This window comes from Nocardia sp. NPDC024068 (assembly GCF_040638875.1).
Classification (GTDB): domain Bacteria; phylum Actinomycetota; class Actinomycetes; order Mycobacteriales; family Mycobacteriaceae; genus Nocardia.
On record NZ_JBEZYU010000011.1, the window covers coordinates 1 to 22,217 of the forward strand.

Annotated in this window: 21 protein-coding genes and 2 pseudogenes; 10 read left to right on the forward strand and 13 right to left on the reverse strand. The window is 69.2% G+C overall.

What is annotated here, in order from left to right; translation table 11 throughout:
* The first annotated feature begins 515 nt into the window (after positions 1 to 515).
* Both AB0F41_RS12535 and AB0F41_RS12540 read left to right on the forward strand, forming a co-directional pair.
* Positions 516 to 1,145: a low molecular weight phosphatase family protein gene (locus tag AB0F41_RS12535; RefSeq protein WP_357423018.1), complete on the forward strand. Its 630-nt coding sequence runs from the start codon at positions 516 to 518 to the stop codon at positions 1,143 to 1,145.
* Positions 1,146 to 1,301: 156 nt separating this feature from the next.
* Entirely contained in the window at positions 1,302 to 1,709 is a 408-nt protein-coding gene (locus tag AB0F41_RS12540; RefSeq protein ID WP_357423020.1) for a hypothetical protein, read from the forward strand.
* Between the two features lie 16 nt (positions 1,710 to 1,725).
* Here AB0F41_RS12540 and AB0F41_RS12545 read toward each other — a convergent pair whose 3' ends face one another.
* The 9 genes and pseudogenes from AB0F41_RS12545 to AB0F41_RS12585 all read right to left on the reverse strand — a co-directional run bounded on the left by AB0F41_RS12545 (position 1,726) and on the right by AB0F41_RS12585 (position 11,887).
* Positions 1,726 to 2,616 (reverse strand): acyl-CoA thioesterase II, encoded by an 891-nt coding sequence (locus AB0F41_RS12545; protein WP_357423022.1) that lies wholly within the window; start codon positions 2,614 to 2,616, stop codon positions 1,726 to 1,728.
* Positions 2,617 to 2,642: 26 nt separating this feature from the next.
* Positions 2,643 to 4,061 (reverse strand): pyruvate kinase, encoded by a 1,419-nt coding sequence (pyk, locus tag AB0F41_RS12550; RefSeq protein WP_357423024.1) that lies wholly within the window; start codon positions 4,059 to 4,061, stop codon positions 2,643 to 2,645.
* A gap of 276 nt (positions 4,062 to 4,337) precedes the next feature.
* Positions 4,338 to 4,775 (reverse strand): annotated as a pseudogene (locus AB0F41_RS12555) (NINE protein); the annotation flags it as partial.
* Positions 4,776 to 5,377: 602 nt separating this feature from the next.
* Positions 5,378 to 6,214, reverse strand: a pseudogene (lgt, locus tag AB0F41_RS12560) (prolipoprotein diacylglyceryl transferase); the annotation flags it as partial.
* Positions 6,215 to 6,347: 133 nt separating this feature from the next.
* Complete coding sequence (gene trpA, locus AB0F41_RS12565) at positions 6,348 to 7,148, reverse strand: tryptophan synthase subunit alpha (protein WP_357423026.1); 801 nt, start codon at positions 7,146 to 7,148, stop codon at positions 6,348 to 6,350.
* A complete protein-coding gene (gene trpB, locus AB0F41_RS12570) occupies positions 7,145 to 8,437 on the reverse strand; it encodes a tryptophan synthase subunit beta (RefSeq protein ID WP_357423028.1) in 1,293 nt (430 codons plus the stop codon). The genes trpA and trpB overlap by 4 nt, the downstream gene beginning before the upstream one ends.
* Positions 8,437 to 9,255, reverse strand: coding sequence for an indole-3-glycerol phosphate synthase TrpC (gene trpC / locus AB0F41_RS12575; protein WP_357423031.1), 819 nt, complete (start codon positions 9,253 to 9,255; stop codon positions 8,437 to 8,439). The genes trpB and trpC overlap by 1 nt, the downstream gene beginning before the upstream one ends.
* A 143-nt stretch (positions 9,256 to 9,398) precedes the next feature.
* Entirely contained in the window at positions 9,399 to 10,292 is an 894-nt protein-coding gene (locus tag AB0F41_RS12580; RefSeq protein ID WP_357423033.1) for a TIGR02234 family membrane protein, read from the reverse strand.
* Positions 10,289 to 11,887 carry an anthranilate synthase component I gene (locus tag AB0F41_RS12585; RefSeq protein WP_357423035.1) on the reverse strand — a complete coding sequence of 533 codons (1,599 nt, stop codon included), beginning with the start codon at positions 11,885 to 11,887 and terminating at the stop codon, positions 10,289 to 10,291. The genes AB0F41_RS12580 and AB0F41_RS12585 overlap by 4 nt, the downstream gene beginning before the upstream one ends.
* A gap of 78 nt (positions 11,888 to 11,965) precedes the next feature.
* Between AB0F41_RS12585 and AB0F41_RS12590 the strand changes: the two genes are divergently transcribed.
* Together AB0F41_RS12590 and AB0F41_RS12595 are read left to right on the forward strand one after the other, a co-directional pair.
* A complete protein-coding gene (locus tag AB0F41_RS12590; protein ID WP_357423037.1) occupies positions 11,966 to 12,430 on the forward strand; it encodes a peroxiredoxin in 465 nt (154 codons plus the stop codon).
* A 139-nt stretch (positions 12,431 to 12,569) separates the two neighbouring features.
* The gene (locus tag AB0F41_RS12595; protein WP_357423039.1) at positions 12,570 to 13,061 is read left to right on the forward strand and encodes a transcriptional regulator; all 492 of its coding nucleotides are present in this window, start codon (positions 12,570 to 12,572) and stop codon (positions 13,059 to 13,061) included.
* Between the two features lie 47 nt (positions 13,062 to 13,108).
* Here the strand turns inward: AB0F41_RS12595 and hisI are convergent, their stop codons facing one another.
* The 4 genes from hisI to priA are packed head-to-tail and all read right to left on the reverse strand — an operon-like array spanning position 13,109 to position 15,888.
* Complete coding sequence (gene hisI, locus AB0F41_RS12600; protein ID WP_357423041.1) at positions 13,109 to 13,468, reverse strand: phosphoribosyl-AMP cyclohydrolase; 360 nt, start codon at positions 13,466 to 13,468, stop codon at positions 13,109 to 13,111.
* Positions 13,468 to 14,241, reverse strand: coding sequence for an imidazole glycerol phosphate synthase subunit HisF (hisF, locus tag AB0F41_RS12605; protein ID WP_357423043.1), 774 nt, complete (start codon positions 14,239 to 14,241; stop codon positions 13,468 to 13,470). The genes hisI and hisF overlap by 1 nt, the downstream gene beginning before the upstream one ends.
* On the reverse strand, positions 14,238 to 15,116 hold the full coding sequence (locus AB0F41_RS12610) for an inositol monophosphatase family protein (protein ID WP_357423045.1): 879 nt from the start codon (positions 15,114 to 15,116) through the stop codon (positions 14,238 to 14,240). Before AB0F41_RS12610 ends, hisF begins: the two co-directional genes overlap by 4 nt.
* Positions 15,117 to 15,156: 40 nt before the next feature.
* The gene (gene priA, locus AB0F41_RS12615) at positions 15,157 to 15,888 is read right to left on the reverse strand and encodes a bifunctional 1-(5-phosphoribosyl)-5-((5-phosphoribosylamino)methylideneamino)imidazole-4-carboxamide isomerase/phosphoribosylanthranilate isomerase PriA (protein WP_357423047.1); all 732 of its coding nucleotides are present in this window, start codon (positions 15,886 to 15,888) and stop codon (positions 15,157 to 15,159) included.
* Positions 15,889 to 16,176: 288 nt separating this feature from the next.
* Here priA and AB0F41_RS12620 point away from each other — a divergent pair, with 288 nt between their 5' ends.
* From AB0F41_RS12620 to AB0F41_RS12645, 6 genes are all read left to right on the forward strand, one after another.
* On the forward strand, positions 16,177 to 17,736 hold the full coding sequence (locus tag AB0F41_RS12620; RefSeq protein ID WP_357423049.1) for a serine/threonine-protein kinase: 1,560 nt from the start codon (positions 16,177 to 16,179) through the stop codon (positions 17,734 to 17,736).
* A 171-nt stretch (positions 17,737 to 17,907) separates the two neighbouring features.
* Positions 17,908 to 18,345 (forward strand): hypothetical protein, encoded by a 438-nt coding sequence (locus tag AB0F41_RS12625; RefSeq protein ID WP_357423051.1) that lies wholly within the window; start codon positions 17,908 to 17,910, stop codon positions 18,343 to 18,345.
* A gap of 85 nt (positions 18,346 to 18,430) precedes the next feature.
* Complete coding sequence (locus AB0F41_RS12630) at positions 18,431 to 19,033, forward strand: maleylpyruvate isomerase family mycothiol-dependent enzyme (protein WP_357423053.1); 603 nt, start codon at positions 18,431 to 18,433, stop codon at positions 19,031 to 19,033.
* Between the two features lie 80 nt (positions 19,034 to 19,113).
* A complete protein-coding gene (locus tag AB0F41_RS12635) occupies positions 19,114 to 19,545 on the forward strand; it encodes a hypothetical protein (protein ID WP_357423055.1) in 432 nt (143 codons plus the stop codon).
* 166 nt (positions 19,546 to 19,711) lie between these two features.
* Positions 19,712 to 21,049 carry a histidinol dehydrogenase gene (hisD, locus tag AB0F41_RS12640; protein WP_357423057.1) on the forward strand — a complete coding sequence of 446 codons (1,338 nt, stop codon included), beginning with the start codon at positions 19,712 to 19,714 and terminating at the stop codon, positions 21,047 to 21,049.
* On the forward strand, positions 21,046 to 22,206 hold the full coding sequence (locus tag AB0F41_RS12645) for a histidinol-phosphate transaminase (protein WP_357423059.1): 1,161 nt from the start codon (positions 21,046 to 21,048) through the stop codon (positions 22,204 to 22,206). Before hisD ends, AB0F41_RS12645 begins: the two co-directional genes overlap by 4 nt.
* Positions 22,207 to 22,217 lie beyond the last annotated feature (11 nt).

Genomic DNA, 22,217 nt, shown 5'->3' on the forward strand with positions numbered 1-22,217 from the left:
GTCGCCCGCCGCGGTGAAACGCTGGCAGCCGTTCATCGACGAGATCGTGCGGGCCGTCAGCCCTCGAGACTCGTGGCTTCGCCACATGCGCTTCGAGGGCTGACAGCAGACGCGGGCCGAACCCTTTCAGGGTCTCGTAAGACTCGACACCATGGGATCGGCCGGGTTGTGATGCTGCGGTTGGGTCGATCGGGGCACCGAAGTGTGGGGCGGCGCGAGTGGCGGGTGGGGCATGATCGCTACTCGACGGTGGGCGGTCGGGTAACGGAGGGGCGGGGACTTCGCGGTTCGCCGGAGGGTTGCGGGGCGGGTGGGATGAATTCGAATCGGGGTGGGGCAATGTATTTCGAATCCGAAGGCCGGCGAATAGTCACGGAAACACAATGCGTATCTCGGGAAAATCCCCGGGGCGACCGTGTACGGAATGCTACGCGGAGATGAATTCACCGTACGGCGGTGTGATATTGCACAGCCTGCGCTTCTGAAGGAGCTGTCGCCCGTTTTAGCGTAGCGCTATGCACATCCTGTTCGTCTGCAATGGCAATGTGTGCCGGTCGGTCATCGCCGAACGGCTCACCCGCTCCATCGCGGTCGAATACCGGCTCGGCGGGATCACCGCCGAGAGCGCCGGGACCCGTGCGCTGGTCGGATTCCCGGTCGAACCCCGGGCCGCCGAGGCGATCACCGGACTCGGTGGGGATCCGGCGAACTTCCGGGCCCGCAGACTCGCACCAGAGCATATCGATCGCGCGGATCTGGTCCTCACCATGACGGAGAACATCCGCGACGATGTAGCCGAACTGGCCTTCGGTGCGGAATCCCGGACGTTCACGCTGCTCGAGGCGCACCGGATCGCGCGGGTCACCGGGTCACGCACGATCGAAGGCCTGCATCGCAGCCGGCACAACCTGTCCAGGGTGGGGCGGGAGAACATCGCCGACCCGGTGGGGCTGTCGGCCAGGGCGTACTGCGAGGTGGGCGACAAGATCGCGGATGCCCTGGTGCCCCTGCTGGTAGCGCTGGCGCCGGCCGCCACGCCCGGCGATCACACCCGGGGCCGGCCGCCGCTGGTGCTCGGGCCGCCGACGGCGCAGACCCGGCTTTCGCCGCTGGTGGCCGCCCAGCTCACGGGCTGGTACGCCTGACGCCGGCGACCGCCACATCCTTCCCCGCGACGCCGATACGGCACGAAAACACACCCACTTCCCGATAATCCGGCGTCTGGGCACTACACTCGCGGTCCGGAACACGATCCGAGAATTCACTCCCGTTGAAGGTTCGACACACGACAGGAATCAGGCATGCCGAAACGCATTTCGGATGTTTCGCTTCATGTTTATGTGACACCGGAATCCCTGGATCGCCTCGTCGAGACGGTACGGGCGGAGTTGGACGACCATCTGGACGACGGTGACGTCTGCGCATGGCGTTTCACCCTGCCGGTGGCCGACGACGATTCGCGCCACCGGGAATTCGACAGCCGCTGGCGGGCCGGCAATCCGGGCCTGGAACCGCACGGGCACGCAACCTTCGAGATCGCGCTGAGCCTGGTCGGTGATCCCGCCGAACTCACCGACGGCTATATCGGTGTGCTGGAGAACCGGCTGCTCCGGAGCCTGGATACGCTCGGCCCCGGAGCACCGTTCACCTTCAGCGCCGAACAGCGCACCGATTTCGGTATCGAGCCGCTCCCGGCGGAACGGCTCTGACCCGTCGCGGCCGCGGTCAGCGGCGCGATGGGAAGTGCCGGATCACACCCTCCTGCACGGTGGTGGCCAGCAGGTCGCCCGCCCGTGAGTAGAACCGTCCGGTCGCCAGGCCGCGCGAACCCGCGGCAACCGGGGATTCGGTGGCATAGAGCGCCCACTCGTCGAATCGGAACGGACGGTGGAACCAGATCGAATGGTTCACCGTGGCAGCCACGATCCGGTCCAGGCCCCAGGACAGGCCGTGGGTGGTGATGATCGAATCCAGCACGGTCGTATCGGAGGAGTAACTCAACGCGGCCACGTGGATCAGCGGATCATCGGGCAGGGTGCCGTCGGCGCGCATCCACACCCGGTTGTGGTTGAGCTTCTCGCCGGTGCCCTTGAGGATCCAGGCCGGATCGTTCGTATAACGCATATCGATCGGATGCGGGGCGTTGACGAACATTTCCAGTTTGTCCTCGTAGCCCGCGAAGGTCTCCTGGATCCTCGGCAGCGTCTCCGGATCCGGCACTTGCGGCCGTTCGTGCGCGTGCTCCAGCCCTTTGGCCCATTCCTGGAACGAGACCAGCATGACGAACAGCTCCTGGCCGTCCTGAGTGGCGGTCACCGTCCGGTTGGCGAAGGCCCGGCCGTCCCGGTGCCGTTCCACATGGAATTCGATCGGCTTCTTCACATCGCCGCCACGCACGAAATGCGCGTTGAGCACATGAATCGGACGCTGCCCCGCGGTGCGGCCCGCGGCCACGACCGCCTGGGACACCAGCTGGCCACCGAAGGTCCGGCTGGCGACCTTCTCGGGATGCCGGCCGAGGAACACGTCCTCGGAGATCTCCTCGAGGTCCAGCAGCTCGAGCAGGGTGTCGAGATCGGTGTGCCGGCCGGTTACGCCGCCCACCGGGGCGCTCACCGGGCGGCTCCGCGAACCTGGGTCATTCAGTGGTCCTCCTCGCCGATACGGTGCACATGGATCAGATTGGTGGAACCGACGGTACCCGGCGGGGAACCCGCCACGATGACCACCAGATCGCCCTTGCGGTACCGGGTCATGCTCAGCAGGGCCTGATCGACCTGTTGGATCATGGCGTCGGTGCTGTCCACGGTGGGCACGATGAAGGTTTCGGTACCCCACGTCAGCGCCAGCTGACTGCGCACCTCCGGCAGCGGGGTGAACGCCAGCAGCGGCAGCGGCGTATGCAGCCGGGCCAGGCGGCGCACCGTGTCGCCGGACTGCGTGAAGGCGACCAGGGCCTTGGCGTTGAGGCGTTCGCCGATATCGCGGGCGGCGTAGGAGATGACACCGCGCTTGGTGCGCGGCGTATGGGTCAGCGGCGGCACGCTGGTGGATTCGGTCTCCACCGCGTGCACGATGCGGGCCATGGTGCGCACGGTCTCGATCGGGTACTTACCGACCGACGTCTCGCCGGAGAGCATGACCGCGTCCGCGCCGTCGAGCACGGCATTGGCCACATCGGAGGCCTCCGCGCGGGTGGGCCGCGAGTTCTCGATCATGGACTCGAGCATCTGGGTGGCCACGATCACGGGCTTGGCATTCTCCCGGGCCATCTGGATGGCCCGTTTCTGCACGATCGGGACCTGCTCGAGCGGCAGTTCCACGCCCAGGTCACCACGGGCCACCATCACCGCGTCGAAGGCGAGCACGATTGCCTCGAGGTTGTCGATGGCCTCCGGCTTCTCCAGTTTTCCGATCACCGGCACCCGCCGCCCGACCCGGTCCATCACATCGTGCACGAGTTCGATATCCGACGGCGAGCGCACGAACGACAGCGCGATGAAATCCACCCCCAGGCCGAGGGCGAATTCCAGATCCTCGATGTCCTTCTCCGAGAGCGCGGGGACCGAGACATCCATCCCCGGCAGCGAGACACCCTTGTTGTTGCTGACCGGTCCACCCTCGGTGACCTCGCACACGACGTCGTTGCCCTCGACGCGGACGACCTCCAGCCCGACCTTGCCGTCGTCGACGAGGAGCCGGTCACCGGATTTGGCGTCCTCGGCGAGTTGTTTGTAGGTGGTGGAGACGCGGTCGTGGGTTCCCTCGATATCGTCGACGGTGATACGGACGACCTCACCGGTCGCCCAGTAGGTCCGCTCCTCGGCGAAGCGGCCCAACCGGATCTTGGGGCCTTGGAGATCGGCGAGTATGCCGACGGCGCGGCCGAGATCGTCGCAGGCCTGCCGCACCTTCTTGTAGTTTTCGGCGTGGTCGGAGTGTTCGCCGTGGCTGAAGTTCAGCCGGGCGACGTCCATACCACTCTCGACGAGCTCTCGAATACGTTCCTCGGTGGCAGTGGCCGGGCCGAGGGTGCACACAATCTTCGTCCGTCGCATCACGTGTCGAGCCTAATCCTGCCGGGATGTCCCGTCCCGCCCGCCCCGCGGGGTGGGCGATACCGGTAACACGAGGGTGAACCGCTACGCGGCACTGCGTGAATCAGGGTGGACCGCCGGGTTGATCGCCTTGTTACTCCCCGATGAATTCCACGCTGCGCGGCACCGCTGGTCAGGCGCCGCGCCGCAAGTACCCGCCACGCCGCAATTCCCGCTGATCACATCCCCATAACGCACAACGGACCCCCGGAGAACCGGGGGTCCGTCGGTGACCGCGGGTCAGTTTTCGCGCAGCGGACGCCCCTGGGTGTCCTGCACGCTGCCGGTGAGCATCATGATCCCGTCGATGAGCGGCCAGATACCACCGATGCCACAGGTGAGCCAGGTGGCGGCGATCTGGGCGATCGCGATACCCGTATCACCGATGTAGAACCGCCCGGCACCGAACGAGCCCAGGAAGATCTGCAGCAGTCCGGCGGTCAGCTTCTGCTTGTCCGAGTACGGCACGCCGTTGATATCCCGGCCGTACGGCGCTTCGGGATCCATCGGGTTGTACATCCCCGGACCACCCATCGGGGCGCCGTATCCGGCGGGCGGCTGCCCGTACCCGGGTGCGGCGCCGTACTGCGGCTGCGACGGGTACGGTTGCCCGCCGGACGGATACGGCTGACCGCCCGACGGATACGGCTGACCGCCGGACGGATACGGCTGCTGCGGCTGCGACGGGTACCCCGGTGCCCCGCCCGATTTGCTCAGGTCCGGTCCGGTCCCCGGCGGGCCGTACTGCGGTCCGCCCTGCTGGTACGGATCGGTCATTGTTCCTCCTTGTGTGGTGCCCCCGGCTGTGGAGGACATCCGATTTCGTGGCCTCCCCTGCGAGAGATGCTGCCAGACGACCGCCGCGGCCGCCGGACGGGATCCTAATTCGCTCGCGGAGCAGCGGATTCGGCGTTCTCGCCGTCCGCCTCGGCCTTCTTTTCATCGGATGTTTCATCGGGCGTACTCGTGGATTCCCGCCCGGTGGCCTCCGCCGACGATGCGGTGCCCGGCTTTTCACCGGCTTCCGCCTCGGTATCCGCCGCGGCGCCGCCCTCCTCCTTGCTGCCGGTGACCCCGATGGTGTCCGTGTCATCGGATTCGGCCGGGGTATCGCCGCCCTCGGCAGCGGTGTTGTCACCGTCGTCGTCTCCGGTCGTTGCACCACCATCGCTATCACCGCCGACCGCAGTGGTTTTCGTGAGCCCGACCCCGGTGGATCCACCCGCGGCGCGCAACGCGCCCAGCTGCCACGGCCACGGACGCGGGCCGGCATCCGGGCTCAGCTGCGCGGGCGTCTCGCGGCCCTTGGTCGCGAACAGGAAGTAGGCGACGGCCGCGAAGAAGACCAGCGCGGAGGTGAACGAGTTGATCCGGATACCGGCGATCTGGGTGGCCTCGTCGTCGCGCATGAGTTCGACGAAGAACCGGCCGAAGCAATACCCGGCCACGTACAGCGCGAAGAGCCGGCCGTGGCCGATCCGGAACCGGCGGTCGACGTAGACCAGCGCGAGCACCACCGCGACGTTCCACACCAGTTCGTAGAGGAAGGTGGGGTGCACGACCGAATGCACCTCGCCGGAGGAGACGCCGTTCATCATGTCGAGCCGGCCGGCGTCGTCGAAACGCAGATAGATCTCCAGGCCCCACGGCAGATCCGTTTCCCGGCCGTAGAGTTCCTGGTTGAAATAGTTGCCGAGCCGTCCGATGGCCTGGGCGAGCAGGATCGGCGGGGCGATGGCGTCGCCCAGGGCGGGCAGCGGGATCTTGTAGATACGGCAGGCGATCCAGGCGCCGATACCGCCGAAGAGCACCGCCCCCCAGATTCCGAGTCCGCCCTGGTAGATCTTCAGTGCGTCCATGGCGTTACCGTCGGCGCCGAAGTATTTCTGCCAATCGGTGGCCACGTGATAGGTGCGGCCGCCGATGAGTCCGAAGGGGACCGCGAACACCGCGACGTCGAGTACGGTGCCCGCCTCGCCACCGCGTGCCCGCCAGCGTTTCTCGCCCCACCAGATGGCGACGACGATGCCGACGATGATGCAGACCGCGTACGCGCGCAGCGGGAACGGGCCGATTTCCCAGACACCCTGCGGTGGGCTGGGCAGATAGGCCAGCAGATCGGCGGTGTGCGGTACGGCGCCCCCGGAGGTTCCGGCGGCGGGGACAGTATCCGGTGCGGCTTGAACGGTCACGGGGCAACCGTAGCCGAGGCCGCGATGAACGCACGCCCGGCCTCGGGCCCGCGTGTGTCTAGGAGACGGCGGCGGCCGCGCGGACCCCGTCCGACAGTTCCCGGGTGAGGGCCTGCACCGCGTCGAGTCCGGCGGCCGCGGCGGAGACCAGCGCCGATCCGACGATCACCCCGTCCGCGTATCCGGCGATCTCCGCGGCCTGCGCACCCGAGCGCACGCCGAGCCCCACTCCGATCGGAATATCGCTGTGTGTCCGGATCCGGGCGCACAGTGCGGGCGCCGCGGTCGATACCGCGTCCCGCGCACCGGTGACACCCATGGTGGACGCGGCGTAGACGAATCCGGAACTGGCATCGATGGTCGCGGCCAGGCGTTCCTCGGTGGAAGACGGGGCGACCAGGAAGATCCGGTCGAGATGATGCGCCTCGGAGGCGACGATCCATTCCCCGGCTTCCTCCGGGATCAGGTTCGGGGTGATCATTCCCGCGCCGCCGGCGGCGGCCAGATCCCGGGCGAAACGGTCGACGCCGTACTGGAGCACCGGATTCCAGTAGCTCATCACCACGGCCTGCGCACCCGCCTCGGTGACCGCCTCGACCACCGAGAAGACGTCGCGCACGCGGACACCGCCGCGTAGTGCCTGCTCCGCGGCGGCCTGGATCGTGGGCCCGTCCATCACCGGATCGGAATAGGCGACCCCGATTTCGACGATATCGCAACCGGATTCGACCATCGCCCGGACGACCTCCCGGGACCCCGCGAGGTCCGGGTACCCGGCGGGCAGATAGCCGATCAGCGCCGCGCGGTTGTCGGCCCGGCAGGCCGCGAAGGTGGCGCCGAGACGCGAATCGGAACTCACTGGCCGTTCTCCTTGCCGCTGTCCGGGTCGTCGATGAGCCCGAACCAGCGGGCGGCGGTGTCCATGTCCTTGTCGCCGCGACCGGACAGATTCACCAGGATGATCGCGCCTTCACCGAGCTCACGGCCCAGTTCCAGTGCACCGGCGACCGCGTGCGCGGATTCGATGGCCGGGATGATGCCCTCGGTGCGGCTGAGCAGCAGCAGGGCGTCCATCGCGGCGCTGTCGGTGATCGGCAGATACTCGGCGCGGCCGATATCGCGGAGCAGCGCATGCTCGGGACCCACCCCGGGATAGTCCAGACCCGCGGAGATGGAATGCGATTCGATGGTCTGGCCGTCCTCGTCCTGCAGCAGATACGAGTACGCGCCCTGGAAGGCGCCCGGCGACCCGCCCGCGAAGGTGGCGGCGTGCCGGCCCGTATCGACCCCGTCACCGGCGGCCTCGTAGCCGACCAGCCGGACGCCGGGATCGTCGATGAAGGAGTGGAAGATGCCGATGGCGTTGGATCCGCCGCCCACACAGGCGGCGACAGCGTCGGGCAGCCGGCCGGTGAGTTCCTGCACCTGGGTGCGGGCCTCCATGCCGATCACCCGCTGGAAATCACGGACCATCATCGGGAAGGGATGCGGGCCGGCGGCGGTACCGAAACAGTAGTAGGTGTCCTCGGCGTTGGTGACCCAGTCGCGCAGTGCCTCGTTGATGGCGTCCTTGAGCGTCTGCGAGCCGGTGGTCACCGAGACGACCTCGGCACCGAGCAGCCGCATCCGAGCCACGTTCAGCGCCTGCCGCGCGGTATCGACCGCGCCCATGTAGACGATGCAGTCCAGCCCGAGCAGTGCGCAGGCGGTGGCGGTGGCGACGCCGTGCTGGCCGGCGCCGGTTTCGGCGATGATCCGGGTCTTGCCCATCCGTTTCGCCAGCAATGCCTGGCCCAGCACATTGTTGATCTTGTGCGATCCGGTGTGGTTCAGATCCTCACGTTTGAGCAGGATCCGCGCGCCACCGGCGTGTTCGGCCAGCCGGTCGCATTCGAACACCGGTGAGGGCCGGCCGGTGTAGTCACGCTGCAACCGGTCGAGTTCGGCGAGGAAGTCCGGGTCCAAGCGGACCTTGTCGTATTCGGCGGTGACCTCCTCGATCACGGCCATGAGCGCCTCGGGCACATGACGACCGCCGTAGACCCCGAAATGACCGCTCTCGTCGGGTTCGTGGGCGCTGCGCTGGGCCACTCCGCGGCTGGCGGTGGGCAACGGGCCGCTGGTGGAGGACACTCCGGACCCGGCCATCACCGGCCCCGCCGCGCCGGTTTCGGGCAGGACGGATGGGTACCGGCGGTAACCAGCTCCGAGACCGCGGCACGGGGGTCGCCGCTGGTGACCAGACCCTCGCCGACCAGGACCGCGTCCGCGCCCGCACCCGCGTAGGCGAGCAGGTCGGCGGTGCCGCGCACCCCGGATTCGGCGATCCGCACCACCTCGGTGGGCAGACCGGGCGCGATCCGCGAGAAGCAGTCGCGATCGACCTCGAGGGTTTTGAGGTTCCGGGCGTTGACCCCGATCACGGTGGCCCCGGCGGTCAGCGCGCGGTCGGCCTCCTCCTCGGTGTGCACCTCGACCAGCGCGGTCATCCCGAGCGATTCGGTGCGGTCGATCAGCGAGGACAGGGTGTCCTGTTCGAGCGCGGCGACGATCAGCAGGATCACATCCGCGCCGTGCGCCCGCGCCTCGTGGATCTGGTAGGGACCGACCACGAAATCCTTGCGCAGGACGGGGATGTTCACCGTCGCGCGGACGGCATCGAGATCGTCGAGCGATCCGTGGAAACGCCGCTCCTCGGTCAGGACACTGATGATCCGGGCGCCGCCGTCCTCGTAGGCCTTGGCGAGGCTGGCCGGATCGATGATCTCGGCGAGGGCCCCCTTGGAGGGGCTGGCCCGCTTCACCTCGGCGATGACGCCGATACCGTCCTCGAGAAGTGCGGCCTTCGCGTCGAACGGCGGTGGTGCGGCGGCGGCCGCCGCTTTCACCGCGGGGAAGTCCAGCACCGCTTCCCGAGCGGCTACATCCGAGCGGACCCCGTCGAGAATCGAGTCGAGTACCGTCATCTGGCTCGAATCCTTTCTGGGGAGACGCGTGTTACTGCCTGCAGGATTCCCCCAGGCGGTGTCTCACCGATGCTGAACAAGAGTAAATGGGAGCATGCGACACGGTGACGCCGGGGGCGGATCATCGCGCCCCGGCCGACCTGCTAGGGGGCATCGCCGGCCGCCGGCGGACGCGATTTCCGGGACGTGCCCGGCTCGTCACCGTCGTCCGATCCCGGGCCGGTGGCGGGTTCCCGATCCGCGTCGGCAGCCGGCGCCGCCGTGTCCGCGGCAGCTGTCCGCCGGGTGTCCGGGTCACCGGCGCCGGAATCGGTCGGATCGGCGCCGGCGTCCAGCGCGTCCCACAGCACACGTTCGGGCAGCGGACCCCCGCCGGCATCCTGTTCTACAGCCCGGGTCGCCGCGAGCTTGCGGGTCGCCGGGTTGTCGTACTTACCGGACAACGGCTTGGCCGCGGCCGGCATCCGCGCCAGCAGCAGGCCCGCGCCGAACGCGGCCAGCGCGCCGCACAAGGTGAGCAGGGCGGGCGCGCTCGCGGTGACCACTTCCTGCACCTGCGCCCGGCCGGGCAGCTCGGCGAGTTCCGCGGCCCGCTGTTCGGTGGCCCCGGACCCGGTGAGCAGCGCCAGCGCGGGCACGGCCGTGACCGCGGCGATCAACGCCACCAGCACACCGACCAGCCGGCGCATCCAGCCCCGGGTCGCCAGCACCGCGGCGATAGCGGCCAGCAGGACCAGCGCGAGCGGCGTCAGCGCCCCGAACCAGACCCCACCGTTCAGCTCGTCGGTACGGGGTTCGGTGAGACCGTCCGCGGAGGTCACGCTGACCCAGATGAGCCGCGACGACCCCCACAGCGCGGCAGCGCCGACGGCCAGCAGCACCAGCGCGGCCACCGGATAGCGGCTGCGCGCCGCGGGCGGCGGTGCGGTCTCGGGCTCGTCGTCGCCCCAATCGGCGGGCCGGGGCCGCAGCGCGCCGGAAGCCGGCACGACCTCGTCGGCGCGACGATCGGCGTCGCCGGGTCCGGACGCCGTCACGATCCGCCCCCGGCCGCCGACGCGGCCGATTCGCGGTGGGCGCGGCTACCGGCCTCCTCCGGCGCCGCACCGTCGAAGGCGCGCACCGTTTCGGCGGCCGCCACGGCCCGCAGCACCGCCATCGCCTTGTTCCGCGATTCGGTGTCCTCGTATTCGGCCTCGGAATCGGCCACGACTCCGGCTCCCGCCTGCACATAGGCGATGCCGTCCTTCAGCAGCGCCGTGCGGATGGCGATGGCGGTATCGGCGTCACCGGCGAAATCGAGATACCCGACCACCCCGCCGTACACGCCGCGCCGGGTCGGCTCGAGTTCTTCGATCAACTGCATGGCCCGGACCTTGGGCGCGCCCGACAGCGTCCCGGCCGGGAAACAGGCCCGCACGGCGTCGAGCGCGATCTTGCCGGGCGCGAGCCGCCCGGTGACCGTGGACACCAGATGCATCACATGGCTGTACCGCTCGACATGGCGGTATTCGGTGACCCGCACGGTTCCCGGCATACAGACCCGGCCCAGATCGTTGCGGCCCAGATCCACCAGCATCAGATGCTCGGCATTCTCCTTGTCATCGGCCAGCAGACCCTTCTCCAGCAGGAGATCGTCCTCCTCGGTGGCACCGCGCCAGCGGGTGCCCGCGATCGGATGGGTCGTCGCCATTCCGTCCTGCACCGCCACCAGGGCCTCCGGGCTGGATCCCACGATCGAGAACGCGGTATCGCCGGCGCCGTCGGGGATATGCAGCAGGAACATGTACGGACTCGGGTTCGCCGCGCGCAGCATCCGGTAGAGATCGATGGGGGCGCCGCCGTAGTCCATCTCGAAGCGCTGCGACAGCACCACCTGGAAGGCCTCACCGGCCTCGATCTCCGACACCAGCCGGCGCACCCCGGCGCCGTACTCGTCCGGAGTACGGGCGCGGCGGAAATCGGGTTCGGGCTGGTCGAAGACGGAGACGGTGGAGGCCGCGGGCGCCGCCAGCGCGGCGGTCATCCGATCCAGCCGGGCCACGGCGTCGTCGTAGGCCTCGTCGACGTTGTCGGCGGTGCCGTTCCAGTTCACCGCGTTGGCGATGAGGGTGATGGCGCCCTCGTGATGGTCGAACGCGGCCAGATCGGTGGCCAGCAGCAGCACCATCTCGGGCAGCTGCAGATCGTCGATCGTCTGCTCGGGCAGCCGTTCCATCCGCCGTACCGCGTCGTACCCGAGGTAGCCGACCATGCCGCCGGTCAGCGGGGGCAGTCCGGGCAGCCGTTCGGTGCGCAGCAACTCCAGGGTTTCGCGCAACGCGTCGAGCGGATCGCCCCCGGACGGGGCGTCGGCGGGGGCGACGCCCAGCCAGGTCGCCGCACCGTCCACCGAGGTGAGCGCGGACGGGCTGCCCGCGCCGATGAACGACCAGCGCGACCAGGACCGCCCGTTCTCGGCGGATTCGAACAAGAAGGTGCCCGCGCGGTCACCGCCCAGCTTCCGGTAGGCCGAGAGCGGGGTTTCCGAATCGGCCAGCACCTTCCGGGTCACCGGGACGACCCGGTGTTCGGCGGCGAGTTCGCGGAATCGGTCGCGGGTGGTAGTCGCGGGAGTGTGCGCGCCGTGCATTCGGACCATCATTCCAGCCGCTGCCCGCGAAGTCGTGACGCACCCCGCCCGACGCGCCATCGGAGGTACTGTCCGGGTATGAAGATCGGCCAGCTCGCCCCGGCGTTCGAACTCCCGGATCAGACCGGCGCCCTCCGTTCCCTCGACTCCCTGCTGGCCGACGGCCCGCTCGTTCTCTTCTTCTACCCGGCCGCCAACACCCCGGTGTGCACCGCCGAGGCCTGCCATTTCCGCGACCTCACCGCCGAATTCGCCGCCCTCGGCGCGCGCTGCGCCGGCATCTCCGCCGACGCCGTGGACGTCCAGGCCGGGTTCGCGGGCTCGCAGCGGCTGGAATACCCGCTGCTGTCGGACGCCGACGGGTCGGTGGCCGAGGAGTACGGGGTGAAACGCGGCCTGCTGGGCAAACTCATGCCGGTGAAACGACACACCTTCGTCCTCGATACCGACCGCCGTGTCCTCGAGGTGATCAGCAGTGAACTCCGTGCGAACGTGCACGCGGACCGGGCGCTGGAGTTCTTGCGCGGACGCGCGGCGGCGTAACCGTAACTGCCCCTACGGGTTGTGAATGACCTCACCATAGTTTCGTAGATGCCACATGATCGAGCGAAGTCGTGGCAAACTCTTCGTAGCCGGGTGACCGTAGCCGCTGTCGTCACCGGGCCGGAGAGAAGGCGGACCTGTGACGGAGTGGCTGAACCCGATCGAAGGGCGCGCGTGGCGCGCGGTGGTCGCACTATTGAACCGCTTGCCGGGCGCTCTGGACACCGACCTGCAGCGCGAATCCGGCGTCACCCATTTCGAGTTCTGGGTGCTCACCCTTCTCTCGGAAGCCCCGGATCGCCGGCTGCAGATGAGCGAGCTCGCTCATCGAGCTAATTCATCGCTATCCAGGCTTTCCCATGTGGTCTCGAAACTCGAGCGCATGGGATGGGCCACCCGGGTGGCGACCACCGGTCGCCGCGGGGTACTGGCACTACTCACCGATGAGGGCCATCAGAAGGTCGTGGAGGCCGCACCCGGATACATGGATGTAGTGCGGCGGCTGGTGTTCGACGGACTCGACACCGAACAGACCGAAGCACTCGCCGACCTCGGTGAGACCCTCACCACCCATCTGGCCACCGTGCTCGGCGGAGCGGGGCAACCGGCGCCGACCGATTCCCGGCGCTGATCCCGTCGGGCCCGGTTGAACGCCTGCCGGTTCGCGGGGAAGTTCCGCTACGTTCCCGGTGCCGGGCCGCCGGCCAGCAGCACATCACTGTCGAAACACGTATGCGTGCCGGTATGGCAGGCCGCACCCTGCTGATCCACCACCAGCAGCACGGTATCGCCATCGCAGTCCAGCCGTACCTCGTGCACATATTGGGTGTGCCCGGAGGTTTCCCCTTTGACCCAGTACTGCTGCCGCGACCGCGAGAAGTAGGTGGCGCGACGGGTGGCCAGGGTCCGGGCCAGGGCCTCGTCGTCCATCCAGGCCATCATCAGGACCGCGCCGGTATCCCGCTCCTGCGCGACGGCGGCAACCAGGCCGTCCTCGGTGCGTTTGAGCCGTGCCGCGATCGCCGGATCCAGTGCCATCAGCGCACCACCAGGTCCGAGGCCCGCAGTGCGTCCTTGACCTGCGGGATGGTCAGTTCACCGAAGTGGAACACGCTGGCCGCCAGCACCGCGTCGGCACCCGCCCGCACCGCGGGCGGGAAATGGCCGACCGCGCCCGCGCCGCCGGAGGCGATCACCGGGATCGAGACGGCGGCGCGCACCGCCGTGATCATGGGCAGGTCGAAACCGGTTTTGGTGCCGTCGGCGTCCATCGAGTTGAGCAGGATCTCACCCACACCCAATTCGGCGCCGCGTTCGGCCCACTCCACCGCGTCGATACCGGTACCCCGGCGACCGCCGTGCGTGGTGACCTCCCAGCCCGACGCGGTATCGGGCTCGCCGGCGGGCACCGTGCGGGCGTCCACCGACAGCACGATGCACTGCGATCCGAACCGCTGCGACATCTCGTGCAGCACTTCGGGCCGGGCGATGGCGGCGGTGTTCACCGAGACCTTGTCCGCTCCCGCGCGCAGCAACCGGTCCACATCCTCGACCGTGCGGACCCCGCCACCCACGGTGAGCGGGATGAAGATCTGCTCCGCGGTACGGGTCACCACGTCGAGCATGGTGCCGCGGTCTCCACTGGAGGCGGTGACATCGAGGAAGGTGAGCTCGTCGGCGCCCTGGGCGTCGTAGGCGGCGGCCAGGGCGACAGGGTCGCCGGCATCACGCAGGTTCTGGAAGTTCACGCCCTTCACCACCCGCCCGGCGTCCACATCCAGGCACGGTATGACGCGAGTCGCCAGTGTCATGGGTTCTTCTCCTCCCCGCCTCGGGCCGCGGTTTCCCTGTCACCGACGGATGCGGTGGTGGTGGTGTGCACCGCGCCGCGGGTCGCGGCGATCATGTCGAGCAGTTCGGCGTGCACGCCGGGCGCGGCCGCCAGCACCGATCCGGATTCGATATTCCAGTCCCGGCCCTCCAGGTCGGTGACCACTCCGCCGGCGCAGCGCACCATGAGCGCGCCCGCCGCGTTGTCCCACGGATGGTGCCCGAAGACGATGGCCCCGCCCAGAGTGCCGTCGGCGGTGAAGGCCAGATCGATTCCGGTGGACCCGTGCATCCGCACCCGGGACGACAGACTGCTGAGCGCACCGAGCACCCGGTGCCGGAAGAGGCCGGGCACCCGGCCGGTGGATTCGATGTTGAACGCGCCGAAGCCGATCATCGCCTCGTCCAGGACTCCCGGTGCCAGCGGCGGCTGCGGCACGCCGTCGAGCAGCAGCGGGCCGCCCGCGACGGCGGCGTACCGGCGATCCAGCGGCGGGAACCAGGCCAGCCCGATCACCGGTTCGCCGTCGCGCACCAGGGCCAGCAGGGTGCCGGTGAGCGGATGACCGTTCGAGTAGTTGAAGGTGCCGTCGATGGGGTCGAGGACCCAGGCGGTGCCCTCGGTGAGCGCGGGACCCCCGAATTCCTCGCCGTGCACGTCGATACCGGTGCGGTCGAGCAATTGCCCGGAGATGGTGCGTTCGAGTTCCAGATCGAGTTCGGTGGCGAAATCCTTGGACCCCTTGGCGACCGCACTGGGCGCACCCCGCCCCTCGAGGAACCGCGCGCTGACGCCGTCGAGTATCTCGGCGGCGGTGGCCATCAGGGTGGCCAGTTCGGTATCTGCCCTCGTCATCGCGTCAGCGTTCCGTTCGGGGTCAGGTGTCGTTCGTGGATCAGCGGACGGCGGCCAGAGCTTCGGGCAACGTGAAGCGGCCCGCGTACAGGGCCTTGCCGACGATGGCGCCCTCCACGCCCTCGGGCACCAGTTCGGCGATCGCGGTGAGGTCCGCCAGCGCCGAGACCCCGCCCGAAGCGATCACCGGGGCGTCGGTGGCATTCGTCACCTCGCGCAGCAGATCCAGGTTCGGGCCGGTGAGGGTGCCGTCCTTGGTGACATCGGTGACCACGTAGCGGGAGCAGCCGTCGCGCTCCAGACGTTCGAGCACCTCCCACAGATCGCCGCCGTCGCTCACCCAGCCGCGGCCGCGCAACCGATAGTCACCGTCGACCAACTGCACATCCAGGCCGACCGCCACCCGCTCGCCGTATTCCGCGATGGCCCGGGCGCACCACTGCGGGTCCTCCAGCGCGGCGGTACCGAGGTTGACCCGGGCGCAGCCGGTGGCCATGGCGACCTTCAGCGATTCGTCGTCGCGGATCCCGCCGGACAGTTCGACGGCCACATCGAGTTCGCCGACCACCCGGGCGAGCAGCTCCCGATTGGAGCCGCGGCCGAAGGCCGCGTCCAGGTCGACCAGATGCACCCATTCGGCGCCGGCCTCCTGCCAGGCGAGGGCGGCGTCGCGCGGCGACCCGTAACTGGTTTCACTGCCCGCCGCGCCCTGAACCAGGCGGACGGCCTCTCCATTGGCGACATCGACAGCGGGCAGCAGCACAAGACTCACTCGGAACAGCCTAGTTGGTGCGGTTCGGCGCGGCCTATCCGCAGTCCCGCGTGTGGCCCGGGCCGATCTCGCGACGGACCGGTAGCCGGGCGTTCGCCCATCCGGCACGGCGTGCGCTCCCCGATGCCGCACCGCCGACGGAGCCCCGGCGGCGGCCCGCTAAAGTGATATCACCCACTGGGGCGGTCGAGGTGCCCGCTACACTCGTCCCGGACGCGTGAGTGGTCAAGTACGCGACATGTCACGATTTCGAGAAGGTTCGGAGTAGGCGCCATCGATACCGGTCAGTTGATCGCGGATCACTACCGCCTGGTCGAGCAGATTGGTAGCGGCGGCACAGGCGTGGTCTGGCGTGCCGTCGACGAGCGTCTGCAACGGTCGGTGGCGATCAAGCAGATCCACATCAAGCCCAGTTTGCCGCCCGCGGAGCGCGATGTGCTCCGGCAGCGCGCGACCCGGGAGGCCCGCAACGCGGCCCGGTTCCAGCATCCGAATGCCATCGTGGTCTTCGATATCACCGAACACGGCGGCGATCCGTGCCTGGTGATGGAGTACATGAAGTCCCGGAGCCTGGCGATGGTGCTGTCGGCGCAGGGCCCACTGCCGCTGCCGCAGGTGGCACGTATCGGCGAGCAGGTGGCCTCGGCGCTGATCGCCGCCCATCAGGCCGGGCTCGTGCACCGCGATGTGAAACCGGGCAATGTGCTGCTCGACGATCACGGCACGGTCAAGATCACCGATTTCGGTATCTCCCGGGCCACCGGCGACGTCACCCTCACCGAAACCGGTCTGATCTGCGGCACCGCCGCCTATCTGGCGCCGGAGGTGGCCCGTGGCGCCGACCCGACGCCCGCCGCCGATGTGTTCGCGCTCGGCGCGACCCTGTTCCACGCCTTGGAGGGCGAACCCCCGTTCGGATCCGGTAACCCGCTCAAGGTGCTGTACGCCGCAGCCAACGGGCAGGTCAGCGAACCACAGAACGCCGGCCAGGCCACCGATTTCCTGCTCGACCTGCTCGAGGCGGACCCCCGGCTCCGGCCCACCATGCGGGAGGCCCGCGAACAGCTGGCCCGCTTCGCCTACGAGGATTCCGCCGCCGAGCATGCCGGATTCGTCCCGGCGCGGGAGGCGTTCGACCGGAACGGCAATCACAACGGGCACGGCGGCGCTGCCGTCAGCACCATGGAATCGCCCGCGCCCGTCCGGCCGCGGGGCGCGGCCGAGGCCGGACCCGCCCGGCGCCGGCCCGAGCCGCGTGCGGCGGGCCGCGATCTCCAGGAAACCCGCCCGCCGCGGCACGCGGCCGGTCATCCCCCGACCACCACTCAGCCGGTGCAGGGCAAGGGCGGGGGCGGTGTCCGGCGCGCGGTGCTCATCGGTGGTGTCGCCGGGGCCGCGGTGGTCGGCGGTGTGCTGTTCTTCAACTCCTCCGATTCCGGCGACAGCGGTTCCGCGCAGGCGCAGACCTCCGCCACCTCCACCGCGCCGCAATCGCCCGGCAGCACCGCCACCAGCCTCGGCCTGGGTGCCACGCCCAGCAACGGCCAGGTGGAATGGGTGCCGGCCGGCCAGATGATCGAACAGTTCTATCTCGATCCCGCCGGGTCGTGGGCGCTGCTGACCCCCGCGGCGCAACAGGTGTACGGCAGCCAGCAGGAGTTCCAGACCTACTGGTCGACCCGCACGGTGCAGAGTTTCAACCGGATCGAGGCCTTCAAGGGCAACAATCCGGACGGTTCGGTGGATATGCGGGTCAACAACCTCAGCTATGGCGGGCAGACCCGCAATCCGACCCTGCGGGTCGTGAACTCGGCGGGCGCGCTGCTCATCGACAGCGACACCCGCTGATCCGGCGGATCGCTCGCGCGGGCCACGCCGTGGGTGCGCGATCGCGGTGAGGCGCTACCGTGGGTACCGGTGCCGTATCGAGGTCGTGGACTCCGAGGCGAGGGGTCTCCGGACCACACCGGCGCCTGCGCTGAGATTCCTGGTTCGCATCGAGCGATGGGAGACCCGCAGATGACCGATCGAGATACGGCATTGGCCGGGCTGGCGATGATGATCGGCGAGTGGGACGTCACCAGCCCGCAGTTTCCCGGTGAGACCGGCCACACATCGATCGAATGGTTGAACGACCACTCCTTTCTCATGGTCGTGACAACGCTTCCCGGCGCGCACGCCGACCGGGCCTGGGTGGTGGGCGCCGACGAGGGCGCCGAGCATTCGCTGGCCATCCTCCAGCACGGCCGCGACGGCAGCCGCCGGATCTACCACGGTTTCTTCGACGGTCCGCTGTGGCGGGTCTGGCGGGATGCTCCGGGCGGATCGCAGCGGTTCACCGGAACACTCGACGAGACGGGCAACGTATTCCGGGCCACCTGGGAGCGTTCGGACGCCCAATCCGACCCGCGGGACTGGGAGCACGAATTCGATCTCACCTATACCCGGATATCCTGACCCGTCCCGCACCGGACCCGGTCCCGCGAATGCCACCGCACAGGATTCCGGTGTCCCGGCGCCGCCGCGGGTTAGTGTGCGGGGCATGGATATTCGGGGGATGCTCGCCGAGGAGCGCGCAGACATGACCGCGCTGTTGCGGGAACTGTCCGAGGCGGAATGGGACGCGCCGACGCTGTGCGCCGGATGGCGGGTACGCGAGGTCGTCGGCCATCTCCGCTACGACGCCGTCCCACTGGGCGAATACGCCCGGATCGGGCTGCGGCACCGTTTCTCGATCGACGGTGTCAACAACGCGATGGCCGCCGAGGCGGCACGCCGCGCCCCGGCGGAACTGCTGGCGGAATTCGAGACCGCGCCGCGCACGATCTCGCGGCTGTGGCCCCGGCTCGGGCTCGCCGACCTCTTCGTCCACCAGCAGGACATCCGCCGGCCGCTCGGCCGGGACCGCGAAATCCCCGCCGACCGGCTACGGGCGATACTCGACCGGCCCGATCCCTTCGCCCGGCCGTGGCGGCTGACCCGGGGGTTACAGTTCGTCGCGACAGATCTCGACTGGGTCACCGGCACCGGACCCGAGGTACGCGGCCGGGGCGAGGCGCTAGCGTTGGCCATGGTGGGCCGTCCGGTGGTGCTCGGCGAACTCGAGGGCGACGGGGTCCCGGAACTGCGTCACCGCTGTAGTTGACCGCTGTAGTTGGAATCCGCTGTAGTTGGACTCAGCTGTTGCCGAACTCCGAGTACGCCGTACCGATGGGAGACGCGCAGATGACCGAAACGGCACTCGAGTCGTTGGCCAGGATGGTCGGGAACTGGACGACCACCTCGGACCTCTACCCCGCTATGACCGGGCATACGACCATCGAATGGATGTCCGACGCCCGGTTCCTGACGGTCCGATACACCGCGCCGGAACCCGGCCTCGGCCGGACCTGGATCGTCGGCGCCGACGACCTCTACCTGGACCGGCTGATGATCCTGCAATACGACCAGCGCGGCGAGCACCGCGTCTACCAGGGCTCGTTCGACGGACCGCTGTGGCGGGTGTGGCGCGACGCCCCCGGCAACTCCCAGCGTTTCACCGGCTCGCTGGACGAGACGGGGAACACCCTGCGCGCGACCTGGGAGCGCTCGGAGTCCGAATTGGATCCGCGCAGCTGGGAGCACGAACTCGATATCGTCTACACCCGTATCCCCTGATCCGGACCGGAGGAACCGACCGGCCGTAGCGGCCCGCCGAGCGGACCTCGGCGTTCGCGGCGGCCGTGCGTGGACTGCGGGCGAAATCCGCCCGGCAGCACCTACTAGGCTGGTACGGCACCGAGTGTGTGCATACCCAGGCCACCGGACAAGGATCGACACCACCATGACATCCCGTATCGAGCTCGCCCGCGTCGATCTGCGCGGTCGCACTCCGACCACCGCGCAATTGCGCACCGCGTTGCCGCGCGGTGGGGTCGATGTGGATTCGGTACTGCATCAGGTGCGGCCGATGGTGGAGGCGGTCCGGGATCGCGGCGCGGTCGCGGCGCTGGAATTCGGCGCGAAATTCGACAGGGTCACCCCGACGACCGTGCGGGTGCCCGCGGAGGAGCTGGCGGCGGCGCTCGCGGCGCTGGACCCGGCGGTGCGGGCCGCGCTCGAGGTCGCCATCGACCGCACCCGGACGGTGCACGCCGACCAGCGGCGCACCGACACCACCACCGAGGTGGTACCCGGCGGAACAGTGACCGAACGCTGGGTCCCGGTGGAACGGGTCGGCCTCTATGTGCCGGGCGGTAACGCCGTCTACCCGTCCAGTGTCGTGATGAACGTGGTTCCGGCCCAGGCGGCCGGGGTCGAATCGCTGGTCGTGGCCTCGCCGCCCCAGGAACAGTTCGGCGGGCTGCCGCATCCCACGATTCTGGCGGCCGCGCAGCTGCTGGGTGTCGAGGAGGTGTGGGCGGTCGGCGGCGCGCAGGCCGTCGCGCTGCTGTCCTACGGCGGTACCGATACCGACGACGCCCCGCTCACTCCGGTCGACCTCATCACCGGTCCCGGCAATATCTACGTGACCGCCGCCAAACGCCTCTGCCGCGGGCTGGTCGGCATCGACGCCGAGGCGGGCCCCACCGAGATCGCCATCCTGGCCGATTCCGGCGCCGACCCGGTGCATGTGGCCGCCGATCTGATCAGCCAGGCCGAACACGATGTGCTGGCCGCCAGTGTGCTGGTCACCGATTCGCCCGCCCTCGCCGACGCGGTGGACACTGCCCTCACCACCCAGATGAGCGTGGTGAAACATTCCGCGCGGGTCACCGCGGCGCTCACCGGCCCGCAGTCGGGCACCGTGCTGGTGGACGATATCGACCAGGGGCTGCGGGTGGTGAACGCCTACGCCGCCGAGCACCTGGAGATCCAGACCGCCGACGCCGCGGCCGTCGCGGCGCGGGTCCGCAGCGCCGGCGCGATCTTCGTCGGCCCCTACGCTCCGGTGAGCCTCGGCGACTACTGCGCCGGATCCAATCACGTACTGCCGACCGCGGGATGCGCCCGGCATTCCTCGGGACTCAGCGTGCAGACCTTCCTGCGCGGTATCCACGTCGTCGACTACACCGAGGCCGCGTTGAAGGATGTCGCCGGACATGTGGTGGCGCTGGCCGAGGCCGAGGACCTGCCCGCCCACGGTCAGGCGGTGCGCGCGCGTTTCGAGACGCTGTCGTGAGCGGGCGGACGACCGCGGCGGCCGCGGACACCCCCGCGATCCCCGGCTCCGGTATCGGGCTGGACGCGCTGCCGCTGCGGGAGAATCTGCGCGGTAAATCCCCCTACGGGGCACCCCAGCTGCAGGTCCCGGTGCAGCTCAACACCAACGAGAATCCGCATCCGCCGACGCGGGCGCTGGTGGAGGATGTGGCCGACGCCGTACGGGCGGCGGCCGCGGATCTGCACCGGTATCCGGACCGCGACGCGGTCGGCCTGCGCGGCGACCTCGCGGCCTATCTCACCCGGCAGACCGGCGTCCCGGTCGATACCGCCAATGTGTGGGCGGCCAACGGGTCCAACGAGATCCTGCAGCAGCTGCTGCAGGCGTTCGGCGGCCCCGGGCGGCGCGCGCTGGGCTTCGTGCCGTCGTATTCGATGCATCCGATCATCTCCGAGAGCATCGATACCGAATGGGTCGAGGCGAAACGCGCCGGCGATTTCAGCGTCGATATCGACGCCGCCCTCGCGGCCATCGCCGAACGCCACCCCGACGTGGTGTTCGTGACCAGCCCGAACAACCCCACCGGGCACAGCATCCCGGCCGCCGAGCTGGCCCGGATCCTCGACGCGGCCCCCGGGATCGTCATTGTGGACGAGGCCTACGGTGAGTTCTCGTCCCAGCCCAGCGCTATCGCGCTGATCGACCGCTACCCCGCCAAGCTGGTGGTCAGCCGGACCATGAGCAAGGCCTTCGCGTTCGCCGGTGGCCGGCTCGGTTATCTCGTGGCCGCGCCCGCGGTGATCGACGCGCTGCTGCTGGTGCGGTTGCCCTACCACCTGTCGGTGGTCACCCAGGCCGCGGCCCGGGCGGCCCTGCGGCATGCCGCCGAGACCCTGGGCAGTGTCGCGGAACTGGCCGCGCAACGCGATCGGGTCGCCGCGGCGCTGGCCGAGCTCGGGTTCGATGTCGTCCCCAGCGATGCGAATTTCCTGCTGTTCGGCACGTTCGCCGACGCGCCACGCGCCTGGCAGCACTACCTCGACGAGGGCGTGCTCATCCGCGATGTCGGCATCCCCGGCCATCTGCGCGCCACCATCGGCCTGGCCGCCGAGAACGACGAATTCCTGCGGGTGAGCGCGAAACTGGCCACCACCGAACTGATCGCGCTCCGGTGAGCGCCGAGACG

Excerpts from the sequence above, each read along its gene's own strand:
- AB0F41_RS12535 (WP_357423018.1), top strand. The coding sequence starts at position 516 with ATGCACATCCTGTTCGTCTGCAATGGCAATGTGTGCCGGTCGGTCATC.
- AB0F41_RS12540 (WP_357423020.1), top strand. The coding sequence starts at position 1,302 with ATGCCGAAACGCATTTCGGATGTTTCGCTTCATGTTTATGTGACACCG.
- trpB (WP_357423028.1), bottom strand. The coding sequence starts at position 8,437 with ATGGCCGGGTCCGGAGTGTCCTCCACCAGCGGCCCGTTGCCCACCGCC.
- trpC (WP_357423031.1), bottom strand. The coding sequence starts at position 9,255 with ATGACGGTACTCGACTCGATTCTCGACGGGGTCCGCTCGGATGTAGCC.
- AB0F41_RS12585 (WP_357423035.1), bottom strand. The coding sequence starts at position 11,887 with ATGCACGGCGCGCACACTCCCGCGACTACCACCCGCGACCGATTCCGC.
- AB0F41_RS12590 (WP_357423037.1), top strand. The coding sequence starts at position 11,966 with ATGAAGATCGGCCAGCTCGCCCCGGCGTTCGAACTCCCGGATCAGACC.
- hisI (WP_357423041.1), bottom strand. The coding sequence starts at position 13,468 with ATGGCACTGGATCCGGCGATCGCGGCACGGCTCAAACGCACCGAGGAC.
- hisF (WP_357423043.1), bottom strand. The coding sequence starts at position 14,241 with ATGACACTGGCGACTCGCGTCATACCGTGCCTGGATGTGGACGCCGGG.
- AB0F41_RS12610 (WP_357423045.1), bottom strand. The coding sequence starts at position 15,116 with ATGACGAGGGCAGATACCGAACTGGCCACCCTGATGGCCACCGCCGCC.
- AB0F41_RS12625 (WP_357423051.1), top strand. The coding sequence starts at position 17,908 with ATGACCGATCGAGATACGGCATTGGCCGGGCTGGCGATGATGATCGGC.
- AB0F41_RS12630 (WP_357423053.1), top strand. The coding sequence starts at position 18,431 with ATGGATATTCGGGGGATGCTCGCCGAGGAGCGCGCAGACATGACCGCG.
- AB0F41_RS12635 (WP_357423055.1), top strand. The coding sequence starts at position 19,114 with ATGACCGAAACGGCACTCGAGTCGTTGGCCAGGATGGTCGGGAACTGG.
- hisD (WP_357423057.1), top strand. The coding sequence starts at position 19,712 with ATGACATCCCGTATCGAGCTCGCCCGCGTCGATCTGCGCGGTCGCACT.